16 protein-coding genes and 2 pseudogenes are annotated in these 19,514 nt (G+C 64.8%); 11 read left to right on the plus strand and 7 right to left on the minus strand.

Annotated elements, in window-relative coordinates; translation table 11 throughout:
- Window positions 1-59 precede the first annotated feature (59 nt).
- A complete protein-coding gene (locus tag ACQ86E_RS21385) occupies window positions 60-869 on the plus strand; it encodes a response regulator (protein WP_431201670.1) in 810 nt (269 codons plus the stop codon).
- 216 nt (window positions 870-1,085) lie between these two features.
- Here ACQ86E_RS21385 and ACQ86E_RS21390 read toward each other — a convergent pair whose 3' ends face one another.
- Both ACQ86E_RS21390 and ACQ86E_RS21395 read right to left on the minus strand, forming a co-directional pair.
- Window positions 1,086-1,898 (minus strand): lytic transglycosylase domain-containing protein, encoded by an 813-nt coding sequence (locus ACQ86E_RS21390; RefSeq protein WP_431201671.1) that lies wholly within the window; start codon window positions 1,896-1,898, stop codon window positions 1,086-1,088.
- Between the two features lie 93 nt (window positions 1,899-1,991).
- Complete coding sequence (locus tag ACQ86E_RS21395; protein ID WP_431201672.1) at window positions 1,992-3,125, minus strand: alpha/beta hydrolase family protein; 1,134 nt, start codon at window positions 3,123-3,125, stop codon at window positions 1,992-1,994.
- A 169-nt stretch (window positions 3,126-3,294) separates the two neighbouring features.
- Here ACQ86E_RS21395 and pgm point away from each other — a divergent pair, with 169 nt between their 5' ends.
- The 4 genes from pgm (at window position 3,295) to ACQ86E_RS21415 (ending at window position 7,956) form a co-directional block, all read left to right on the plus strand.
- Entirely contained in the window at window positions 3,295-4,941 is a 1,647-nt protein-coding gene (pgm, locus tag ACQ86E_RS21400) for a phosphoglucomutase (alpha-D-glucose-1,6-bisphosphate-dependent) (RefSeq protein WP_431201673.1), read from the plus strand.
- 218 nt (window positions 4,942-5,159) lie between these two features.
- Window positions 5,160-6,209 carry a Rieske 2Fe-2S domain-containing protein gene (locus tag ACQ86E_RS21405; RefSeq protein WP_431201674.1) on the plus strand — a complete coding sequence of 350 codons (1,050 nt, stop codon included), beginning with the start codon at window positions 5,160-5,162 and terminating at the stop codon, window positions 6,207-6,209.
- Window positions 6,210-6,212: 3 nt separating this feature from the next.
- A complete protein-coding gene (locus tag ACQ86E_RS21410; protein ID WP_431201675.1) occupies window positions 6,213-6,965 on the plus strand; it encodes a GntR family transcriptional regulator in 753 nt (250 codons plus the stop codon).
- Between the two features lie 10 nt (window positions 6,966-6,975).
- Window positions 6,976-7,956 (plus strand): PDR/VanB family oxidoreductase, encoded by a 981-nt coding sequence (locus ACQ86E_RS21415; RefSeq protein ID WP_431201676.1) that lies wholly within the window; start codon window positions 6,976-6,978, stop codon window positions 7,954-7,956.
- 106 nt (window positions 7,957-8,062) lie between these two features.
- On the opposite strand, the pseudogene ACQ86E_RS21420 reads toward ACQ86E_RS21415, so the two are convergent.
- A pseudogene (locus ACQ86E_RS21420) lies at window positions 8,063-10,024 on the minus strand (putative bifunctional diguanylate cyclase/phosphodiesterase).
- Window positions 10,025-10,357: 333 nt separating this feature from the next.
- On the minus strand, window positions 10,358-10,723 hold the full coding sequence (locus ACQ86E_RS21425) for a nuclear transport factor 2 family protein (protein ID WP_431201677.1): 366 nt from the start codon (window positions 10,721-10,723) through the stop codon (window positions 10,358-10,360).
- Window positions 10,724-10,822: 99 nt separating this feature from the next.
- On the opposite strand from ACQ86E_RS21425, the gene ACQ86E_RS21430 reads away from it, so the two are divergent.
- From ACQ86E_RS21430 to ACQ86E_RS21445, 4 genes are all read left to right on the plus strand, one after another.
- A complete protein-coding gene (locus tag ACQ86E_RS21430) occupies window positions 10,823-11,413 on the plus strand; it encodes a TetR/AcrR family transcriptional regulator (protein WP_431201678.1) in 591 nt (196 codons plus the stop codon).
- A 52-nt stretch (window positions 11,414-11,465) separates the two neighbouring features.
- Entirely contained in the window at window positions 11,466-13,091 is a 1,626-nt protein-coding gene (locus tag ACQ86E_RS21435) for a GMC family oxidoreductase (protein ID WP_431201679.1), read from the plus strand.
- A gap of 25 nt (window positions 13,092-13,116) precedes the next feature.
- Window positions 13,117-14,097 (plus strand): hydroxymethylbilane synthase, encoded by a 981-nt coding sequence (gene hemC / locus ACQ86E_RS21440; RefSeq protein ID WP_431201680.1) that lies wholly within the window; start codon window positions 13,117-13,119, stop codon window positions 14,095-14,097.
- Window positions 14,098-14,428: 331 nt separating this feature from the next.
- Window positions 14,429-15,049, plus strand: a complete 621-nt coding sequence (locus tag ACQ86E_RS21445; RefSeq protein ID WP_431201681.1) for a response regulator transcription factor — start codon at window positions 14,429-14,431, stop codon at window positions 15,047-15,049.
- On the opposite strand, the gene hemE is transcribed toward ACQ86E_RS21445, so the two are convergent.
- Window positions 15,046-16,089, minus strand: coding sequence for a uroporphyrinogen decarboxylase (hemE, locus tag ACQ86E_RS21450; protein WP_431201682.1), 1,044 nt, complete (start codon window positions 16,087-16,089; stop codon window positions 15,046-15,048). The two genes, ACQ86E_RS21445 and hemE, sit on opposite strands and share 4 nt — an antisense overlap.
- Window positions 16,090-16,200: 111 nt before the next feature.
- On the opposite strand from hemE, the gene ACQ86E_RS21455 reads away from it, so the two are divergent.
- Both ACQ86E_RS21455 and ACQ86E_RS21460 read left to right on the plus strand, forming a co-directional pair.
- Window positions 16,201-16,416, plus strand: a complete 216-nt coding sequence (locus ACQ86E_RS21455) for a hypothetical protein (protein WP_431201683.1) — start codon at window positions 16,201-16,203, stop codon at window positions 16,414-16,416.
- A 184-nt stretch (window positions 16,417-16,600) separates the two neighbouring features.
- Window positions 16,601-18,504 (plus strand): annotated as a pseudogene (locus ACQ86E_RS21460) (sensor domain-containing diguanylate cyclase).
- A gap of 6 nt (window positions 18,505-18,510) precedes the next feature.
- Here ACQ86E_RS21460 and ACQ86E_RS21465 read toward each other — a convergent pair.
- Both ACQ86E_RS21465 and ACQ86E_RS21470 read right to left on the minus strand, forming a co-directional pair.
- Window positions 18,511-18,729 carry a SlyX family protein gene (locus tag ACQ86E_RS21465; protein ID WP_431201684.1) on the minus strand — a complete coding sequence of 73 codons (219 nt, stop codon included), beginning with the start codon at window positions 18,727-18,729 and terminating at the stop codon, window positions 18,511-18,513.
- The gene (locus ACQ86E_RS21470) at window positions 18,719-19,486 is read right to left on the minus strand and encodes a rhodanese-related sulfurtransferase (RefSeq protein ID WP_431201685.1); all 768 of its coding nucleotides are present in this window, start codon (window positions 19,484-19,486) and stop codon (window positions 18,719-18,721) included. The genes ACQ86E_RS21465 and ACQ86E_RS21470 overlap by 11 nt, the downstream gene beginning before the upstream one ends.
- Between the last annotated feature and the right edge of the window lie 28 nt (window positions 19,487-19,514).

Here is a 19,514-nt window from a genome sequence, read left to right on the forward strand (position 1 = left end):
TTTGGCCAGCACAACACGCCTAGTATTCTGGCAGGCAATTTCGGGGGCTCGAATAAGTCGTGAATGTTCGTTCACAGGACAGCGCGCTGCGCGGCGACTTGAATTTCGGGTCGCAAGCACACAGGACATCCAACAACGTGACTAATTCCGCACTTCAGGAATTGCGTCCTGCTGGCCGCGAGCGGCTGATCGTCGTCGAAGACGATCCGGTGACGCGCACGATGCTGGTTGGTTATTTCAGCGAGAACAATTTCGACGTGGTCGGCGCCGGCTCATGCGCGGAATGCCGCCAGGCGTTGCGCGCGCGCACCGATCTCGTCTTCCTCGACGTGCAGTTGCCCGACGGCGACGGTTTCGAGCTCGCCAAGGAGATCCAGGCGACCAGCAACGCGGGGATCATCTTCGTGACCCGCCGCGACACCGACGTCGATCGCATCCTCGGCCTCGAGATCGCCGGCGACCATTACGTCACCAAGCCGATCAATCTGCGCGACCTGCTCGCGCGCGCACGCAGCGTGCTGCGGCGCCGCTCGATCGACCGCAAGGCGGCGCGCAATCACAATTCGATCGCCTTCGGCGACTGGATCATCGACCTGACCCGGCGCGAGCTGCTCGGCAGCGACGGCAAGCCGGTGGCGCTGACGCGCGCCGAATTCGACCTGCTGGCCGCGCTGGTCGGTGCCGACGGCAGGCCGCTCAGCCGCGACTACCTGATCGAGGTCGTCAGCAACCGCCAGGCCGAGGTCGACATCCGCACCGTGGATGCGCTGGTGGCGCGGCTGCGCCGCAAGCTCGTCGGCAGCGGCACGCCCGTGATCGCGACCGTCACCGGCGTCGGCTACAAACTCGCGCTCAGCGAACGGCTCTAGGCCCGGGCGCGACACCACATCGCGGCGACCGCGCCATCTGTCTCAGCCGCTGAAGCCGACGACGAACCGAATGGCCAGAAAGGCAGACAGGGCCACGGCGCCTGTTGCGAAGATTGCGAACAAAACTCTCAAACTATTGTGCATGATCTCAATTCGGGCTCTGTTCAAAATTGTCGGTCGTTCAATTGCTGCCAGCTCAATACCGAGCGGATTGTATCAGCGAGATGCGAATCTTTTCCACCTCGCTTCGATGCGAGCCTTAATGAGGCTGACCCGGGCTTCCTGTGCTGCCCAATACGCGCGGCTTGCCGCTGCCGTGCCTTGGCGATAGCGCGTATAAACCTCCCGCGGCTGAGCCGGCACTTTTGGGTTACGCGCTGATTTTGTCGTCGTCGCCGTCGTTATCGGTGCAGGTGCTGCGGTTGGTGCCGCATCCGGGACAATCGTGGTTTGGACGCCTGCTGCTGCCGCTGAGTTCATCGCGACAAGACGGTTGCGGGCGCGATTGCAATAGACCCGCGAACGGGGAGTCATCGACTCCTCGCCATGGCCTGCCCGATATTTCATCAGGGCGCGGCAAAGGTCTCCACCTGCCAGACGCCATGCGCGGCTGAGATAGAGCACTCCGTAATGGATGTTGACATCGGGTTCCGCGAGCTCGGCGTTGTTACCCTTGAATCCGAGCATCGCGGCTGTCTCGGGCCGCACCTGCATGAGGCCAATCTCGCCAACACTGCCAATGGTGGCCGTGTTGTATCCGCTCTCAACGAAGACGACGGCCTCGGCAATGTCCGCAGGAAGACTGGTCTTCGCAGTTTCCCGTTCGATGATCTTTCGGATCATGACCCGGGACGTCGGCGTCTCCCCTGCGCCAAGGTCGGCATTGCTGCTGGCTATGGCTGATGTCGTGTTCACCTCGTCCGAAGCGCCATCTGCCGCATGGACGCAGGTCGATGTCAGCAAAAGCACGGCGATCGCGACGTGTTTCCACGTTGCGCTGCATCTGAGGTGTGCCGGATCCCACAGCATGGCGCACGTCATATATCTTTCGAGTTAACAACCGATTTGCCCCGGGTGATGGTGCGGGCCGCGGACGCCGGAAGGTCGACGGGCCACTGGCGTCTAGCGCGCGCGGGCACTCTGGTCCGTTGAGGTCCTCTGCGCAGCCCCCGTTAGTTGGTCATCGACCGCATAGAGCGTGCAGGTCGCTGCCCATTTCATGCAGGCTGCGAGCGAATCGCGCTGTGCGTCGTCGGCTGTCATACGTCCCGACCGCCATCCGTACCCACCTTTCGGCGAGACGGCAAACGCCTTGTGCGGCATCGTGCTCGCAAGATAGCGCGCGAACTCGGCGCGCGCGGATACGTTGAGCTGGTAGGGCGGCGGCAGCGGATCGGGTGCGCTCAGGATGTCATGGCCAAGCCCGCGCTCGCGCAGAAAGGCGTCGACATACGGCGTCCATTGCGGGCGGCCTGCGACCGAATAGAGATAATGGCCGTCGTCGCCGTAAGGCGCGGCCGCAATGAATTTTGCGTTGCCGCCGCCGCCGCGAAACCCGTCATGGAGACGGCGTGCGAGATCGGGCCCGAAGAACGAATCGTTGCTCGCATAGACCCACAACGTGGGCACGCGCGATGTTTTTCCGAACGTGGCGAAGGCTTGCACCAGACCAGCCGGATTGCAGACATCGTCGTCATCCCGCGAGCCGCGGCCGCCGGCGAAGTTGATCGCGGCGATGAGCCCGGGCGGCGCCTGCGCGGTCAGCGCGACGGTGGCAAGGCCGCCGGCGGAATGGCCGGCCGCGATCATGCCCGTCGTCGTCACGTCGGACCTGCGTCCCATCGCATCGATCGCGGCGCGCAAATCCGCGACCGCAACTGCGGCCGCCGGCAGGTAAGCGGCATTGGCACAGCCGCCGATGCTGTCCACGCGCCCGCCCGGCGAGGTGCCGTAGCCGCGCCGCATCACGATCAGCGCGGCAAAGCCGCGCCGGGCATATTCGAGCGCGATGCCGTAATATCTGTGCGCCGACATGGTCGCGCGGTCTTCGAACTTGCGCGGCGAGCCGTGGCTGAGCAGCGCCAGCGGATAGCGCTTGGCGCCTGCTGGGCGGACCAGGAACGCCTCCAGGCCCTGCGGCCCGGCCTCCGCCATCGGAATGCGAAGGTCCTCGGTGTAGAACTCCGCGGCGCGCGCCGGCGTGCTCGCCACTACGAGGCCGGCGATCAGCAGAAGCAGTTTTCGCGGGAGGATCATGGGACGATTCGAAGGGCCTCGATGGTCGCGAAGCATAGCATGATCGCCGGACCTGTTCTCGCCACTCTCCTAGGGAACGCCGTCCCGTCACCGATGTTGTGCCCTTGGCGGTGGCCCGGCCGATGCTATGCTGCTCCGCAATCTCTTTAGGCAGGACGAGGATATTTCAGTGACTGATGTTCATCCCGCGGCGGGCAAGCTGGTCTCGCCTGATGCGCTCACCAACGTTCCGCGGCTGGTGACGGCCTATTTCGCCGGCAAACCCGATGTCGCCGACCCCGCGCAGCGGGTCGCGTTCGGCACCTCCGGCCATCGCGGCACCTCGTTCAAGAACACGTTCAACGAAGGGCACATCCTCGCCACCACGCAGGCGATTTGCGACTACCGAAAGGAAAAGGGGCTGACCGGTCCGCTGTTCATCGGCATCGATACCCACGCGCTGGCAGAGCCCGCGCTGGTCAGCGCGGTCGAGGTGTTCGCGGCCAATGGCGTCGACATCATGATCGACAAGGACGGCGGCTACACGCCGACGCCTGTCATCTCGCACGCGATCCTCACCTACAACAAGGCCCGCACGTCGGGCCTTGCCGACGGTGTCGTCGTCACGCCCTCGCACAATCCGCCGGAGGATGGGGGCTACAAATACAATCCGCCGCATGGCGGGCCCGCCGACACCGATGCGACCTCCGTGGTCGAGAAACGCGCCAACGCCTATCTCGCCGACGGTCTCAAGGGCGTCGCGCGCATGGATTATGCGAAGGCGAAAAAGTCCGGGAACGTCCACGCCTACGACTTCGTCACGCCCTACGTTGCCGATCTCGGCGAGGTCGTCGACCTCGATCTGGTCAAATCCGCCGGCATCAATATCGGCATCGATCCGCTCGGCGGCGCCGCCGTGCATTACTGGCACCCGATCATCGAACGCTACGGCCTGAAAGCCACCGTCGTGAACGAGGCGATCGATCCGACCTTCCGTTTTATGACGGTGGACTGGGACGGCAAGATCCGCATGGACTGCTCCTCGCCTTACGCGATGGCGAGCCTGATCGCGATGCGCGACCGCTTCGACGTCGCCTTTGCCAACGACACCGATGCCGACCGCCACGGCATCGTCACGCGCACCGGCGGTCTGATGAACCCCAACCATTATCTGGCGACCGCGATCTCCTATCTGTTCGCGCACCGCCCGAACTGGGGCAAGGACGCCGCGATCGGCAAGACCGTGGTGTCGAGCTCGATCATCGACCGTGTTGCCAAAAAACTCGGCCGCAAGCTGGTCGAGACGCCGGTCGGCTTCAAATGGTTCGTCGACGGCCTCCTCACGGGCGGCTTCGGCTTCGGCGGCGAGGAGAGTGCAGGGGCCTCGTTCCTGCGCCGCGACGGCGGGGTCTGGACCACCGACAAGGACGGCATCATCCTCGGCCTGCTCGCCGCCGAGATCATGGCCAAGACCGGCCGCGACCCAAGTCAGTTGTTCGGCGATCTCACCGCCGAGCTCGGCGTGCCCCATTACGCGCGCATCGACGTTGCCGCCACCACGCCGCAGAAGAACATCCTGAAGTCCGTCACGCCCGAGCAGCTCGGCCTGAAGGATCTCGCCGGCGATCCGGTCCGCGCCACGCTGAGCAAGGCGCCCGGCAACGGCCAACCCTTCGGCGGCATCAAGGTCGAAACCGATTTCGGCTGGTTCGCGGCAAGGCCTTCGGGGACGGAGGACGTCTACAAGATCTACGCGGAAAGCTTCCGCAGCACCGAGCACCTGAAGCGGATCCAGGAAGAAGCGCAGGCCGGGCTGAAGAAGGTGTTCGGGGCGTAGCTGCCGAGCCAAAGCGCCGCTCTCGCTGCCCTCCGAGGGGACGTACTCGCAGTATCAACAGGTGTCATTACCCGCTTTCGCGGAGAATGACAGCGATGGCTAATTATGTATACATATCACCAGTCTTAGGTATTATATTACTCCAAATTTGGCCTTGAACGATTCTTTCCCCGCGATATTGTATACATAACGCATACATAAGCCTTGGGAGATCGCCGGTGACAAAACCCTTCCCCATGAACGCCTGGTACGCCGCGGCCTGGGACGCGGAGGTGAAGCCGGCGCTGTTGCCGCGGACGATCTGCGGCAAGCACGTCGTGATGTACCGCAAGGCCGATGGTGCGGTGGCCGCCCTGGAGGATGCCTGCTGGCATCGGCTGGTGCCGCTCTCCAAGGGCCGGCTGGAAGGCGACACCGTCGTCTGCGGCTATCACGGCCTCAAATACAATGCGCAGGGCCGCTGCACCTTCATGCCCTCGCAGGAGACCATCAACCCGTCGGCCTGCGTCCGCGCCTATCCCGTGGTCGAGCGCCACCGCTACGTCTGGCTCTGGATGGGCGATCCCGCGCTGGCCGATCCCGCGCTCGTCCCTGACATGCACTGGAACCACGATCCGGCCTGGGCCGGCGACGGCAAGACTATTCGCGTCAATTGCGACTACCGCCTCGTGCTCGACAACCTCATGGACCTCACCCACGAGACCTTCGTGCACGGCTCCTCTATCGGCAACGACGCGGTCGCCGAAGCGCCGTTCGACGTCACCCATGGCGAGAAGACGGTCACGGTGACGCGCTGGATGCGCGGAATCGAGGCGCCGCCGTTCTGGGCGAAACAGCTCGGCAAGTCCGGTCTCGTCGATCGCTGGCAGATCATCCGTTTCGAAGCGCCGTGCACCATCGCCATCGACGTCGGCGTGGCGCCAACAGGCACCGGCGCGCCAGAAGGCGACCGCTCGCAGGGCGTCAACGGCTTCGTGCTCAACACTATCACGCCGGAAACCGAGAAGACCTGTCACTATTTCTGGGCCTTCGTCCGCAACTACCGGATCGGCGAGCAGCGCATCACCACCGAGATCCGCGAGGGCGTCTCCAGCATCTTCCGCGAGGACGAGCTGATCCTGGAAGCGCAGCAGCGCGCGATGGACGAGAACCCCGATCGCATCTTTTACAATCTCAACATCGACGCCGGCGCGATGTGGTCGCGCAAGCTGATCGACAAGATGATCGCGAAGGAAACCGCGCCGCAGCGCCTCCAGGCCGCGGAGTAAGTCATGGCCGAGCGTGAGGTCGACCGCTCCGTCTCGCAGACCGTGAAGGCGCAGCTCGCGCTGCGCGACCAGATCCTGTCCGGCGCGTTGCGCGCCGGCGAGCGCATCTCCGAGCTCCAGGCGGTGGAGACCACCGGCGCCTCGCGCACGCCGGTGCGCATGGCGCTGGTTCGGCTGGAGGAGGAAGGGCTGCTGGAGGCGATCCCTTCCGGCGGTTTCATGGTGAAGGCGTTTTCGGAGCGCGACATCTCCGATTCCATCGAGCTGCGCGGCACGCTGGAAGGCCTCGCCGCGCGCTTCGCCGCCGAGCGCGGTGTCTCCGCGCGCGAGCTCGAGCCGTTGAAGGAATGTCTTGCGGCGATCGACGAACTGCTGCGGCAGATGCCGATCTCTGTCGATGCCTTCTCCTCCTATGTCACGCTGAACGCGCGCTTTCACGCGCTGCTCACCGAATTGTCGCGCAGCCCGCCCTTGATCCGCCAGATCGACCGCGCCTCGGCGCTGCCATTCGCCTCGCCAAGCGGTTTCGTGATGGCGCAGTCGGCGCTGCCCGAGGCACAGCAGATCCTGATCATCGGGCAGGAGCACCACCGCGTCGTGATCGACGCCATCGAGAACCGCGAAGGCGCGCGCGCCGAGGCTGTGATGCGCGAGCACGCCCGGCTCGCGGTGCGCAATCTGCGGCTGGCATTGCGCAACCGGACCCATCTCGACCTCCTGCCGGCGCTCGCGCTGATCAGGACCGCAACCGACTAGGGCAGGCACCATGCGCTTCATCGAAACCTGGATTCCGGCCACGCTCGTCTCGACGCGCGAACTCGCGCCCGGTATCCGCGAATTCCTGATCCTGCCGGATCAGTTTGACGGCGCCGCCTATCCGGTCGGCAGCCATATCAATGTCAGCGTCACCATCGACGGCCTGCCGGAGACGCGATCCTATTCGCTCGTCGGTGAGGCCACCTCGCGTGGCTTGCGGATCGCGGTGCGCCGCACTGATGATTCCCGCGGCGGCTCGCGCTACATGTGGTCTCTGCAGCCGGGCGCGCGGCTCGACATCACCCAGCCCGCCTCGCTGCTCGCGGTCGACTGGACCCGCCAAAGCTATTGCCTGATCGCCGGTGGCATCGGCATCACCCCGATCCTCGGCGCCGCGCAGGCGCTGGCGCGGCGCGGGGCCGAGGTCACGTTGCACTATGCCGTTCGCTCGCGCGGCGAGGCTGCCTATCTCGATGATCTCTCAGGGATGCTCGGTGACCGCCTGATCGTCCATGCCAGCGACGAGGGCCACCGGCTCGATCTCGACGCCCTGTTCGCCTCGCTTCCGCAAGGTGCACTGGCGCTGTTCTGCGGCCCGATGCGAATGCTCGATGCGGCGCGCCACGCCTGGATCGGCGCCGGCCATCCGCTCCCCGATCTCCGCTACGAGACGTTCGGGTCCAGCGGTACGCTGCCGACCGAGACGTTCCGCGTGCGCCTGAAGGACTCCAATATCGAGCTGGAAATCCCCCGTGAGCGCTCGATGCTGGACGTGCTCAATGCCAGCGGTCACGACGTGATGTACGATTGCAAGCGCGGCGAATGCGGCCTCTGCGCTATCGACGTGGTCGCTGTCGACGGCGAGATCGACCATCGCGACGTCTTCTTCAGCGATCACCAGAAGGAGGGCAACCAGAAGATCTGCGCTTGCGTCTCCCGTGCCCGCGGCACCATCACCGTGGACACGCTGCTGCGGGCTGATGCGGTCTGAGACGGGAAGCGTAGCCCGGATGGAGCGGAGCGAAATCCGGGGCGGTCTCGCTCCGGCGCACGCTCGTCCCGGATTGCGCTCCGCTCCATCCGGGCTACGAAGGAGCCTATGCTGCGAAATTCGCCCGCAATTTCGTCGTATCCAGCAGCGCCAGCACGGCGTCGGCCGGCACCGGCCGGCTGATCAGATAGCCCTGCACTTCGTCGCAACTGAACTGGCGCAGAAACTCGAGCTGGTCGGCGGTTTCGACGCCTTCCGCCACCACGCCGATCCGTAGGTCGCGTGCCAGCGAGATCACTGACTTCACGATCGCCGCGCAGTCCGGCTGCACCAGCATGTCGCGGATGAAGGACTGGTCGATCTTGATGCGGCTGAACGGCAGCTTGCGCAAATAAGTCAGTGACGAAAACCCGGTGCCGAAATCGTCGAGCGCCACGGTGACGCCGAGTTGCAGCAGCGCGTTGAGGATCGACGCAGCCGAGCCCTATTTCGACAGCAGCATCGATTCCGTGATTTCGATCTCGAGCCGGTGCGGGGCGATCTGCGCATCCGCAAGCGCCTGCACGATGGTCTGCAGAATGCCTGCGTTGTGAAACTGCGCCGCGGAAAAGTTCACGGCGATCCTGATCTCCTCCGGCCAGTCGGCCAGCGTCATACAGGCGCGCCGGATTACCCATTCGCCGATCTCGTGGATCAGCCCGGTCTCCTCGGCGATCCCAATGAATTCGCTCGGCGGAATCAATCCGCGCTGCGGATGCTGCCAGCGCAGCAGTGCCTCGAAGCCGGTGACGCGATTTTCGCCCAGATCCAGGAATGGCTGGAAGACGAGGAACAGCTCGTCGCGCGCAACCGCGCCTTCGAGGTCCGCTTGCAGCGCCTTGCGGTCGCGCGAGGCCTTGTCGTCGGCTTGCTCGAAAAAGCACACCGTCCCCGGTCCGGCCTTCTTGGCGCGATAGAGCGCGGTGTCGGCGTTCTTCATGATGTCGAGTTGAGTCTCGCCGTCGCGCGGCGCCAGCACGATTCCGACGTTGGTCGCCCCAACGATCTCGCGGCCATCGATGAGGAAAGGTTCGGTGAAGGCGGCAACGAAGCGTTCGGCGATATCGAGGGCATCTTCGGGCCGCGCCAGGTTCGCCATCACCAGTGCGAACTCGTCGCCACCGATGCGCGCGACGTGCTCGGCTGCGCGCGTGCAGCGCTGCAGGCGGCTTGCGACCTGGACCAGGAATTCGTCGCCGGCGGGATGGCCGAACTTGTCGTTGATCTCCTTGAAGCGATCGAGGTCGAGCAGCAGCACCGCGAATTCCTCGCCGGACAGGCTGAGGCGTTTCAGCGCGGCATCGAGCGTCTCGTTGAAGGCGAAGCGGTTGGGCAGGAGCGTCAGCGGATCCTGCCGCACCGTGCGCTCGGCCTCGACTTGCCGGATCACGCGCCGCGCGAATCCAATGGAATTGACGAACACCGCGCGCAGCAGCACCGAGCCGTAGACCACCACGAGGATGGCCATCAGAACATAGGCGGGGTCGCCGTCCCGGCTGAGGCAGATCGCGATGCCGATGAAGATGGGCGTCGTAAAGGCAATCGCCGCGATCGGGATCGTCGCGAAGGCGAGTGCGCCGCCGGCCAGCATGCCAGAGCAGAGGCAGGTGATGACGAGCTGGCCGCCGGTTGCGGCATTCGCAAAGAAGGCGACCGGAACGATGCCCCAGGCGGCACCGAGGACGAAGGCGTTGCGCACCAGCCTTTGCATCGCCCGGCGCGAGACGAATTGCGGCTTGGTGATGCGGCGCGAGGCGTGGGATTGCAGGCCGAACGCGATCGCGGCACCGGCCACGATCACTGCCCAACCCAGCGCGAATTTCCAGTCCGGCGAATGCCACAGCGCGATGGCAAGCACGGCCGCGTTGCAGGCATTGGCGAGCATGATGCCGACCGAATAGCCGAGCACCAGCGACATCTGTTCGGCGCGGATATGGCCGGCGACGGCTTCGTCGGTTGCAGGACCGCCAAAGGCCGACAGATCGCCGGCGAACAGCCGTGCGAAATAGCTGGTCAATTGAGTCCGCATTCCAGAGCCTGCAGCAGCGTGGGCCGTTTGTCCGGCTCGGTCCGGAGAATTCGCCGCAAACATTTGACGAACTATGAATTATCTCATCCGGCCGGCATTGCCGCGACCACTTCTGCGTGTTGGTCACGGAGTATCGATAACAAATCGATACAAATGTGGCGCCCGGCGTTACGGTTGTAACGCGCGGAAACATGATCGCCACTCGCTCCGTTGTCATGCCCTGGCTTGGCCGGGGCATCCAGTACGCCGCGGCTTATCGATTGAATGACAATCGTCTCGGAGTACTGGATCGTCCGGTCGAGCCGGGCGATGACACCGGTGTCCGGAATGCGATCACCGCCCCAACTGCTTCGGATCGTAATAGAACCGCTCTTCGACAATCTGGTCGCCCAGCCACGTCTGCCACGCGATCTCATCCAACGTTCGGATGATGCCATCTGCATTGATGAAGCTGAAATTCCAGCGCGTCGCGACGTGATCGCCCTCGATCAGGCTCGGCCCGACCCGGACCGCCCTGACCTCCCTGGAGGCTGCCAGCACGCCGCGCTCCTTGGCGACGAGCTTGTCGCGGCCAACCGTCGGCGCGGCGTTGTTCTCGTAAGTCACGGCATCAGGCGTGCAGAACCGCTCGATGGCTCCGATGAAGTCCCCGGCCTCCAGCCGCTGCGCAAACGCTTCAACGATCTCACGACTCGGCATAATGCACCTCACGATTAAACCGACTGATAGTCGGTAAATACCGACCGATAGTCGAAAGGTCAACTGGTTGTCTGGGGCGAATTGGGCTAGACGGCATCCATGGCCAAGCAGGCGGAGCGGCGGGCCGCGACATCCGAGGCGATCCTGACGGCGGCGCGCCGCCTGTTCGGGGCGCGGGGCTTTGCTGCCACCACGATGGACGAAATCGCGGAAGCTGCCGGCGTCGCAAAGGGCGCGGTCTATCATCACTTCAAGACCAAGGAGGTCGTGTTCGAGGCCGTGTTCGATGCCGTTTCGCGCGACCTCGTGATCGAGATCGATAGCGCCGCGCGCGCCGAGAAGGATGTGCTCGCCGCGATGGTCGCCGGCACCCAGCATTACTTTGCTGCGACCGCCAAAGGGCCGACCGGTCAGATCATTTTGCGCGACGGCCCCGCGGTGCTCGGCTGGGAACGCTGGCGCGAGATCGACGCGCAGCACTTCGGCGGCAAGATGCCGCGCGCGATCGCTGCCGCCATGGAGGCCGGCCTGATCCCAAAGCAGCCGGTCGAGCCGCTGGCGCGGCTGCTGCTCGGCGCGGTGACGGAGGCCGCGGTCGCCTGCGCCGGGCGCGCCGATATCGCAAGAGCGGGTGCGGAATATGCCCGTGCGTTCAAATCGCTGGTCGAGGCGCTGCGCGTGCGCGCATGATTGTGCTAATCACAAAACGGAAACGCCCCACCAACAAGAAGACCAGTAGCGCATGAACGCAACTTCCGCCCTCATACCGTCCGATCCCGAATTCGACTACATCATCGTCGGCGCCGGCTCAGCCGGCTGCGTGCTCGCCAATCGCCTGTCGGCGAACGGAAAGCACAGCGTGCTGCTGCTCGAGGCTGGCCCCAAGGATTCCAACATCTGGATTCACGTGCCGCTCGGCTACGGCAAGCTGTTCAAGGAAAAGACCGTCAACTGGATGTACCAGACCGAGCCGGAGCCCGAGTTGAAGGGGCGCCAGGTATTCCAGCCGCGCGGCAAGACGCTGGGCGGATCGAGCTCGATCAACGGGCTGCTCTATGTCCGCGGCCAGCACGAGGACTACGACCGCTGGCGTCAGCACGGCAACACCGGTTGGGGCTATGACGACGTGCTGCCTTATTTCAAGAAGGCCGAGAACCAGACGCGCGGCGCCGACCAATATCACGGCACCGGCGGTCCGCTGCCGGTCTCCAACATGGTCGTCACCGATCCGCTGTCGAAGGCCTTCATCGATGCCGCCGTCGCGAACGGCTTGCCCTATAACCCGGATTTCAACGGTGCCACGCAGGAAGGCGTCGGCCTGTTCCAGACCACGACGCGCAACGGCCGCCGCGCCTCGACGGCGGTGGCCTATCTCGGTCCCGCCAGGACACGCAGCAATCTTAAGGTCGAGACCGAGGCGCTCGGCCAGCGCGTGCTGTTCGAGGGCCGCCGCGCGGTCGGCGTCGAATATCGGCAGGGCGCAACGGTGCGCCGCGCGCGTGCCCGGAAAGAAGTCGTGCTGTCGAGCGGCGCCTACAACTCGCCGCAACTGCTTCAGCTCTCCGGCGTCGGGCCTGCCGATCTCCTGCGCCAGCACGGCATCGAAATCGTGCTGGATGCGCCAGGCGTCGGCCACGATCTTCAGGATCACATGCAGGTCCGCATCGTGATGCGCTGCTCGCAGAAGATCACGCTGAACGATACCGTCAACAATCCGATCCGCCGCACGCTCGCCGGCGCACGCTACGCGCTGTTCCGGAAAGGTTGGCTGACGATCGCGGCAGGCACCGCCGGCGCGTTCTTCAAGACCAATCCGCGCCTCGCTTCGCCCGACATCCAGGTGCACTTCCTGCCGTTCTCGACCGACAAGATGGGCGAGAGGCTGCATGATTTCTCCGGCTTCACGGCGTCGGTGTGCCAGCTCCGGCCCGAGAGCCGCGGCTCCTTGCGCATCAGGAGCGCGGACCCGACCGTGCCGCCGGAAATCCGCATCAACTACATGTCGACCGAGACGGACCGCACCACCAACGTCGAAGGCCTCAAGATCCTGCGCAGGATACTGAATGCGCCGGCGATGCAGCCGTTTGTGGCTGGCGAGTACGATCCCGGGGCGAAAGTATCTACGGATGCCGAGTTGCTCGATTATTGCCGCGAGCGCGGCAGCACCATCTACCATCCGACTTCGACCTGTCGTATGGGCAACGACGCGCTTTCGGTCGTGGACCAGCGGTTGAGGGTGAGGGGCCTCGAAGGCCTTCGAATCGTCGACGGCTCGATCATGCCGGACCTCGTGTCGGGGAACACCAACGCGCCGATCATCATGATCGCCGAAAAGGCCTCGGACATGATATTGGAGGATGCGCGGTAAACCCGCGCGAGAAGGAGCAGGCGGTTTGGCTACGCGACTGAGGATCGGCACACGCAAGAGCGCGATGGCGCTGGCACAGACGGAAGAGATCGCGCGCCGCCTGACCGCCGCCATGCCCGATCTCGATGTCGAGATCGTCAAGTTCGACACCACCGGCGATCTCGACCAGACCGGCAAGCTGCTGCCGCACGGCGGCAAGGGCGGCGCCTTCGTGGCGCAGATCCGCGCCGCGGTCCTGTCGGGCGAGTTGCAGGCGGCGATGCATTCGCTGAAGGACATGCCGGGTAACGAGGACACGCCCGGCCTCGTCATCGGCGCCACGCTGTCGCGTGATCCCGCCAGCGACGCGCTGGTGCTGCGCGAGGGCGTGACGCTGGAGGCGCTGCGCCGGTCCGGTGGCAAGGGGTTCAAGATCGGCACCAACGCCGTCCGGCGCGCGGCCTATGCACGAAGGCTGTTCCCGGACGTCGAAGTGATCCACTTCCGCGGCGCCGCCGACACGCGCGTGCGAAAACTCGACAATGGCGAGAAACAGCGCCTGCCGGATGGCGGCGCGGTGGGACCGGCGGACGCGCTGATCATGGCGCGCTCGGGCCTCGATCGCGTCGGTCTTTCCCATCGCATCGCCTATGAGTTCACCACGGCGGAAATGCTGCCGGCGGCGGGGCAGGGCATCGTTGCGGTCGAGTGCGCGGCGCAGGATTGGCAGACGCGGCGCATTCTTGCGTCGATCGACGATCTTGCGGCGCGCGCCTGCGCCGATGCCGAGCGCGAGGTGTTGTGGGTGCTCAACGGTCACTGCAATTCGCCGGTGGCGGGTTTTTCGACCATCACGGGCGATCAGATGTCGCTCACCGCATCCGTGCTCGACCTCTCCGGCAACACCATCATCGAAGCCTCGCGCACAGGGGCTGCCAACCGCCCTCGTGAGCTCGGCCGTGCGGTGGGGCTGGATCTGTTGGGCAAGGGCGCCGCCGAGATCATCGAGCGCAGCCGGCCGCGGTAAGCCGCTTGCGAGATTACGGTCGGCGCGATGGTGTCATCGTGCTCCTGTTTTGCCCGACGTGTCAAATTTCGCCGCGGGCGGAGGTCGATGGGTGCCGGCCGAAATTTTTCAATGATTTCGAGAGATTTCTACTTTGCATGGGGTTGTTTTCGCTCTTTTTTTGGTGAAGCGAGCCGGGACTTCGGAGGAGGGACTTTAATTTCAGCCTAATGCCATGGGCGCTTGGACAGGCTCGCGATTATCTGATGGAAAACTGTGCCTGCATCTTCTGCTTTTCCCGGCGACCTGATCGGCGCATAGCGATGCCGGTTACAGTGCAGGGACAGGAACGATGAGCACCAACGACGTCTTCATTCTCGAAGATGATTTGACGATGCGTATGATGCTGAAGGCCCTTCTGGAGAAGGCCGGATATCGATCCGTCTTCTTCGCCGACGGCGAGGCGCTTCAGGTCGAGGCCCGGCAGAACTCGCCGGCCTGCATTCTTCTGGATGTGTGCGTGCCCGGCAAATCGGGCCTTGAGACATTGAGCGAGCTCCGCGATCAGGATTATCCGGCGCCGATCCTGATGATGTCCGGTTACGGCGACATTCCCACAGCCGTGCGTTCGCTTCGGTCCGGAGCCGCCGACTTCATCGAGAAGCCGTTCCGGCCGGATACGCTGGTTGCACGGATCGAGACGGCCTGTTCAGGCGCACGTTCCGCAGCGAGTCCGGTCGCGCATTTCAAGCACGCCAAACGGCTCACGCGGCGTGAACGGGAAGTCCTGGATCACATGCTCGCGGGCATGTCGACGAAGGTGATGGCGAGACAATTGGGCCTCAGCCCGCGCACGGTCGAGGATCATCGGGCCAACATCCTGCGAAAGGCCGGCGTCAAGACCAGCGCCCAGCTCCTGCTGGGGGTGTTCGGCGCAAGACAGGCGCCGGGGGAGCGAGCCGCGGCGGCTTAGCCGCGATAACTCCGGACCCGCTTCAGCATCTGCTCGACATGGGCGATCGGCGTCTCAGGCTGGATGCCGTGGCCGAGATTGAAGATGAAGCGGCCTTGCGCAAAACTCGCCAGCACGTCGTCCACGGCGCGGTCGAGCGCGGCGCCGCCGGTGATCAGCGCCAGCGGATCGAGATTGCCCTGCACCGCGACGCGGCTCTGCACGCGCTCGCGGATGAAGGCCGGCTCGGCGGTCCAGTCGATGCTGACGGCGTTGACGCCGGTCGCCTCGACGTAACCAGGCAATTGCGCGCCGGCTCCGCGGGGAAAGCCGATGATCTTCGCATCCGGCACCTTGGCGCGCACGCCCTCCACGATCCGCCGGGTCGGCTCGACGGACCAGCGCGCGAATTCGGCCGGCGGCAGCACGCCGGCCCAGGTATCGAAGATCTGCAAGGCATTGGCGCCGGCGGCGAGCTGCGCCAGCAGATACTGAATCGAATTTTCGACCAGCACGTCGATGATCTCCGCGAACGCCTCCGGATGCCGGTAGGCCATCATCCGCGCCGGTGCCTGGTCGGGCGTGCCGTGACCGGCGACCATGTAGGTCGCGACCGTCCATGGCGCGCCGCAGAAGCCGATCAGCGCGGTCCTGGGGTCGAGCGCGCTGCGCACGATCTTGAGCGCATCGAATACCGGCTGGAGCTTGCCGAAGTCGGCAAGCGGCGCCAGCGTCGCGACCTTGGCGGGATCATCCAGCGGCTCGAGCCGAGGGCCTTCGCCGACCTCGAAGCGCACGGAGCGGCCGAGCGCATAGGGGATGACCAGGATGTCGGAGAAGATGATCGCGGCATCGAAGCCGAATCTCCGGATTGGTTGCAGCGTGACTTCGGCGGCGAGCTCCGGGTCGAAGCAGAGATCGAGGAAGCCGCCGGCCCTGGCGCGAACCTCGCGATATTCAGGCAGGTAGCGGCCGGCCTGCCGCATCATCCACACTGGCGGGACGGCCTGGCGCTGGCCGGAGAGCACGTCGATGAAGGGCTTTGTCGCAGACTGGGGCACGGACTGTCCTGATGCAGGTTGAGGTTCCTGATACACCGCCAAGGGCCGGAGCGGAACAGTGGAACCAGTGCAAATGCGCCGCGTTGATCCTGCCAATGGAGGAGGAATTCCATGGCTGAGACCTTCAATCCCGCGCCGCACGACAAGCACGCCGATGATCTGCACAAGGCGCTGGCCGCCGATCGCCACGCCAAGCTTGAAACCGGGCTGGAAGATTCCTTTCCGGCGTCAGACCCCGTGAGCGCTGCCCAGCCGACGCCATCGAAGGCCGACGCGGACGCCGACAGTCCCTCGCTTTGGGACAAGGTTAAGGCGATGTTCAGCTGAGGAGGTCCCAGCCAAGATCCGTCGCCGGTTTCCGATAGGGTCGCTAACGCCTCGTTAGCGATCCAGCGATGCTTCGGTCCGTAGGAGTACGGGGAAACTCGCAGATCCCTGCGAATGCGCGTGAGTCCTTCAAGGTTCAATAACAGAAGCGGCAGAGTTTCCGACGATCGGAGAAGTCTGCCGGATGAACCTTGCTGTCCACAGAGCCGGATGGAGTCGCTTGCCGCTGCGCGCAGCGGCTTTCGTCGTGTTGACTTGCGCGACGATCCTCGGCGTCAGCGGCTGGCGCGAATGGGCTGCCCGCGATGCGGTGCTCAAGGGTGCCGAAACCGAGATGGCGAACGTCGCCCGCTCGCTGACTCAGCATGCCGAAGACAGTCTCGACCTGCTCGATTCCGGCGTCGTCGGCACCGTCAGCCGGCTGGAGATGGACGGCACCGATCCCGTAACGATCACGAAGCTGCGCAACCTCCTGGACGTGCGTAAGAAGTCGATGCAGCGCGTCCACAGCTTCGCCGTCATTGACGACCAGGGCAATTGGCTGACCTCGCCGGGGACGATCGCCTCGACGCTCAGCGACGACGCGTTCTTCCGCTATCATCAGCTATCCCCGAAGCGGGAGGCCTATGTCGGCCGTCCCGTGAAGAGCCTGCTTGACGGCGAATGGGTCGTCACCCTGTCGCGCCGCTTCAACAAGCCGGATGGCAGTTTCGCTGGTGTGGTGCTCGCGACCATCAGCTCCAGATATCTCTCGCACTTCTACGAGCAGTTCGAGATCGGCCGCAACAGCACGGTGTCGCTGATGCATGGCGACGGCGCCATCATCGCGCGCAACCCGAACAACGAGAAGTTCGTCGGGCGCAGCGTCGCGGACACGTCATTGTTCCGCGACGCGAGCCTGCAAGGGCCGAGCGGCACCTATCATTTCAAGTCGTCGCTGGACGGTGTCGAACGGGTCAGCTTCTTCAAGCGCAGCAGCCGCTACCCGCTCGTCCTGCTCGCCACCGTCGACAAGGACGAGCTGCTGGCACCGTGGCGCGCCGCGGCAATCTCACGCATGCTCTTCGTGCTCGCACTGGTCATGCTGATTGCCATCATCGGCGCGGTTCTGGTGGGGCATCTGCGACGGGGCCAACGCATGGCCGCGGCGCTGGTGGAGAAGGAAGCCCATTTCCGCCTGCTTGCGGAGGGCTCCAGCGACATGGTCACGCGTATCGGGCTGGACGAGCGGCTGCGCTATGTCTCCCCTCGTCGGTCCGCGTCCTCGGCTGGCGCGCCGCTCAACTGATCGGAACCCCTGCGCTCGCCGGCGTCCATGCTGAGGACCTGCCCCAGGTCCGGGCCATCGTCGACGCCATGAAGCGCGGCGAGAACGAGGAGGCGCGTGTCACCTACCGCAACACGCACCGCAAAAATGGCGAGGTCTGGCTCGAATCGAACATGCGGGTGACGCGCAAGGACAACGGCTTGGTCGACGGCATGGTCGCGATCTCGCGCGATATTACCGAGCAGAAGAAGCTGGAGACCCGGCTCGAGACGCTCGCGATCGAGGATAGTCTCACCGGGCTTGCTAACCGCCGCTGTTTCGACGAACGGCTCAGGGAAGAATGGGCGCGCGCCTATCGCGAACGTTCCAGCCTCGCTCTGCTGATGATCGACGTCGATCACTTCAAGTCCTACAACGACGAGTACGGCCATCCCGCAGGCGATGCCTGTCTGCGCGTTGTGGCGCAGGCCATCGCGGCCGAGATGCATCGCGCTGGCGACCTCGCTGCGCGCTATGGTGGCGAGGAATTCGCCGTGCTGCTGCCGAACACCGACGCCGCGGGCTGCGCCCGCATCGGCGAGCGGGTCCGGAAGGCCATCCGCGAGGCGGGCCTCGTCCACAGCACCAATGGTCTGACGGGCTGCGTCACTGCGTCGTTCGGCGGCGCGGCCTGCCGGCCGGCGCTGGAGCGCACCGCAGGCGTAGGCACGCTCGTGGAGGCCGCGGATCAGGCGCTCTATGCCGCCAAGGATGCCGGCCGCGACCGCCTGATGATGGCGGGTGAGGTCGCCCGCCTGCTGCCGAAGGCGTCCGGCCAGTAGATTCGTTCAATAATGCGGCGGGCGCTCGTTGGCCGCTCCCGGCGCGTTCGCCTCGGCGTCCTGCAGTCGCTCGCCGAGCTCTGCGATCTTCCGCGTCAGCACGTCGATCTGCTTCCACTGGGCGGTGATGGTCTGGTTCAGCGTCTCGATGGTGTCGTCCTGATAGGCAATGCGCATCTCCAGCGCATCGACGCGCTCGCTGAGCGTCTTGGTGTCATTCGTCACGTGCGGCGTCCCTGTCCCGTTCGCGAAGCCCAATTTCTCGTAGGCCATGGCCGAGCGCGACGCGCTCGTCGAACACGAAGCATTCGCCGCGCCAGCGGCTCTCCGCCTCCGGCACCTCTTCGAGATATTTCAAGATGCCGCCCTTGAGGTGATAGACCTCGGCAAAGCCGCGTGCGAGCAGATGTGCGCTCGCCTTCTCGCAGCGGATGCCGCCGGTGCAGAACATGGCTATCCTGCGGTGCCTTGCCGGATCGAGCTGCTCGGCGGCAAAATCCTTGAACTGGCCAAAGCTCTTGATGTCAGGGTCGACCGCGCCCTCGAACGTTCCCATCGCCACCTCGAAGGCGTTGCGGGTGTCGAGCAGCAACGTATCGGGCGCCGAGATCAGCGCGTTCCATTCGCTCGCATCGACATAGGTGCCGACCTGCCGCGTCGGATCGGCGGCGACGTCGCCGAGCGTGACGATTTCCTTCTTCAGCCGCACCTTGAGCCGGCCGAACGGCATGGCTTCCGCAGTCGAGAACTTCAACTCGAGATTGTTCAGTCGGCCGCCGAACATTTCGCCGTGTGCGAGCTCGTGGACGAAGGCGTCGATCGCCTCAGCCACTCCGGCGATCGTGCCGTTGATGCCTTCTTGAGCCAGCAGCACGCTGCCCTTCAGCGCCAGCCCGGCGCAGAACGCGCGCAGCGGCTCGCGCAGCTCGCGGTAATCGGGCAGGGCGGCGAATTGGTAGAAGGCGGCGACCTTGTGGATCATGCCGGCTCGTTTAGCAGGCGTCTGCCGC

This window comes from Bradyrhizobium betae, assembly GCF_050632175.1.
Classification (GTDB): domain Bacteria; phylum Pseudomonadota; class Alphaproteobacteria; order Rhizobiales; family Xanthobacteraceae; genus Bradyrhizobium; species Bradyrhizobium betae_B.

What these genes read in the sequence shown, in the direction of transcription:
- ACQ86E_RS21415 (WP_431201676.1), top strand. Translation starts at nt 6,976, where the DNA reads ATGCGCTTCATCGAAACCTGGATTCCGGCCACGCTCGTCTCGACGCGC.
- ACQ86E_RS21455 (WP_431201683.1), top strand. Translation starts at nt 16,201, where the DNA reads ATGGCTGAGACCTTCAATCCCGCGCCGCACGACAAGCACGCCGATGAT.
- ACQ86E_RS21395 (WP_431201672.1), bottom strand. Translation starts at nt 3,125, where the DNA reads ATGATCCTCCCGCGAAAACTGCTTCTGCTGATCGCCGGCCTCGTAGTG.
- ACQ86E_RS21425 (WP_431201677.1), bottom strand. Translation starts at nt 10,723, where the DNA reads ATGCCGAGTCGTGAGATCGTTGAAGCGTTTGCGCAGCGGCTGGAGGCC.
- ACQ86E_RS21445 (WP_431201681.1), top strand. Translation starts at nt 14,429, where the DNA reads ATGAGCACCAACGACGTCTTCATTCTCGAAGATGATTTGACGATGCGT.
- ACQ86E_RS21410 (WP_431201675.1), top strand. Translation starts at nt 6,213, where the DNA reads ATGGCCGAGCGTGAGGTCGACCGCTCCGTCTCGCAGACCGTGAAGGCG.
- ACQ86E_RS21435 (WP_431201679.1), top strand. Translation starts at nt 11,466, where the DNA reads ATGAACGCAACTTCCGCCCTCATACCGTCCGATCCCGAATTCGACTAC.
- ACQ86E_RS21430 (WP_431201678.1), top strand. Translation starts at nt 10,823, where the DNA reads ATGGCCAAGCAGGCGGAGCGGCGGGCCGCGACATCCGAGGCGATCCTG.
- ACQ86E_RS21390 (WP_431201671.1), bottom strand. Translation starts at nt 1,898, where the DNA reads ATGCTGTGGGATCCGGCACACCTCAGATGCAGCGCAACGTGGAAACAC.
- ACQ86E_RS21470 (WP_431201685.1), bottom strand. Translation starts at nt 19,486, where the DNA reads ATGATCCACAAGGTCGCCGCCTTCTACCAATTCGCCGCCCTGCCCGAT.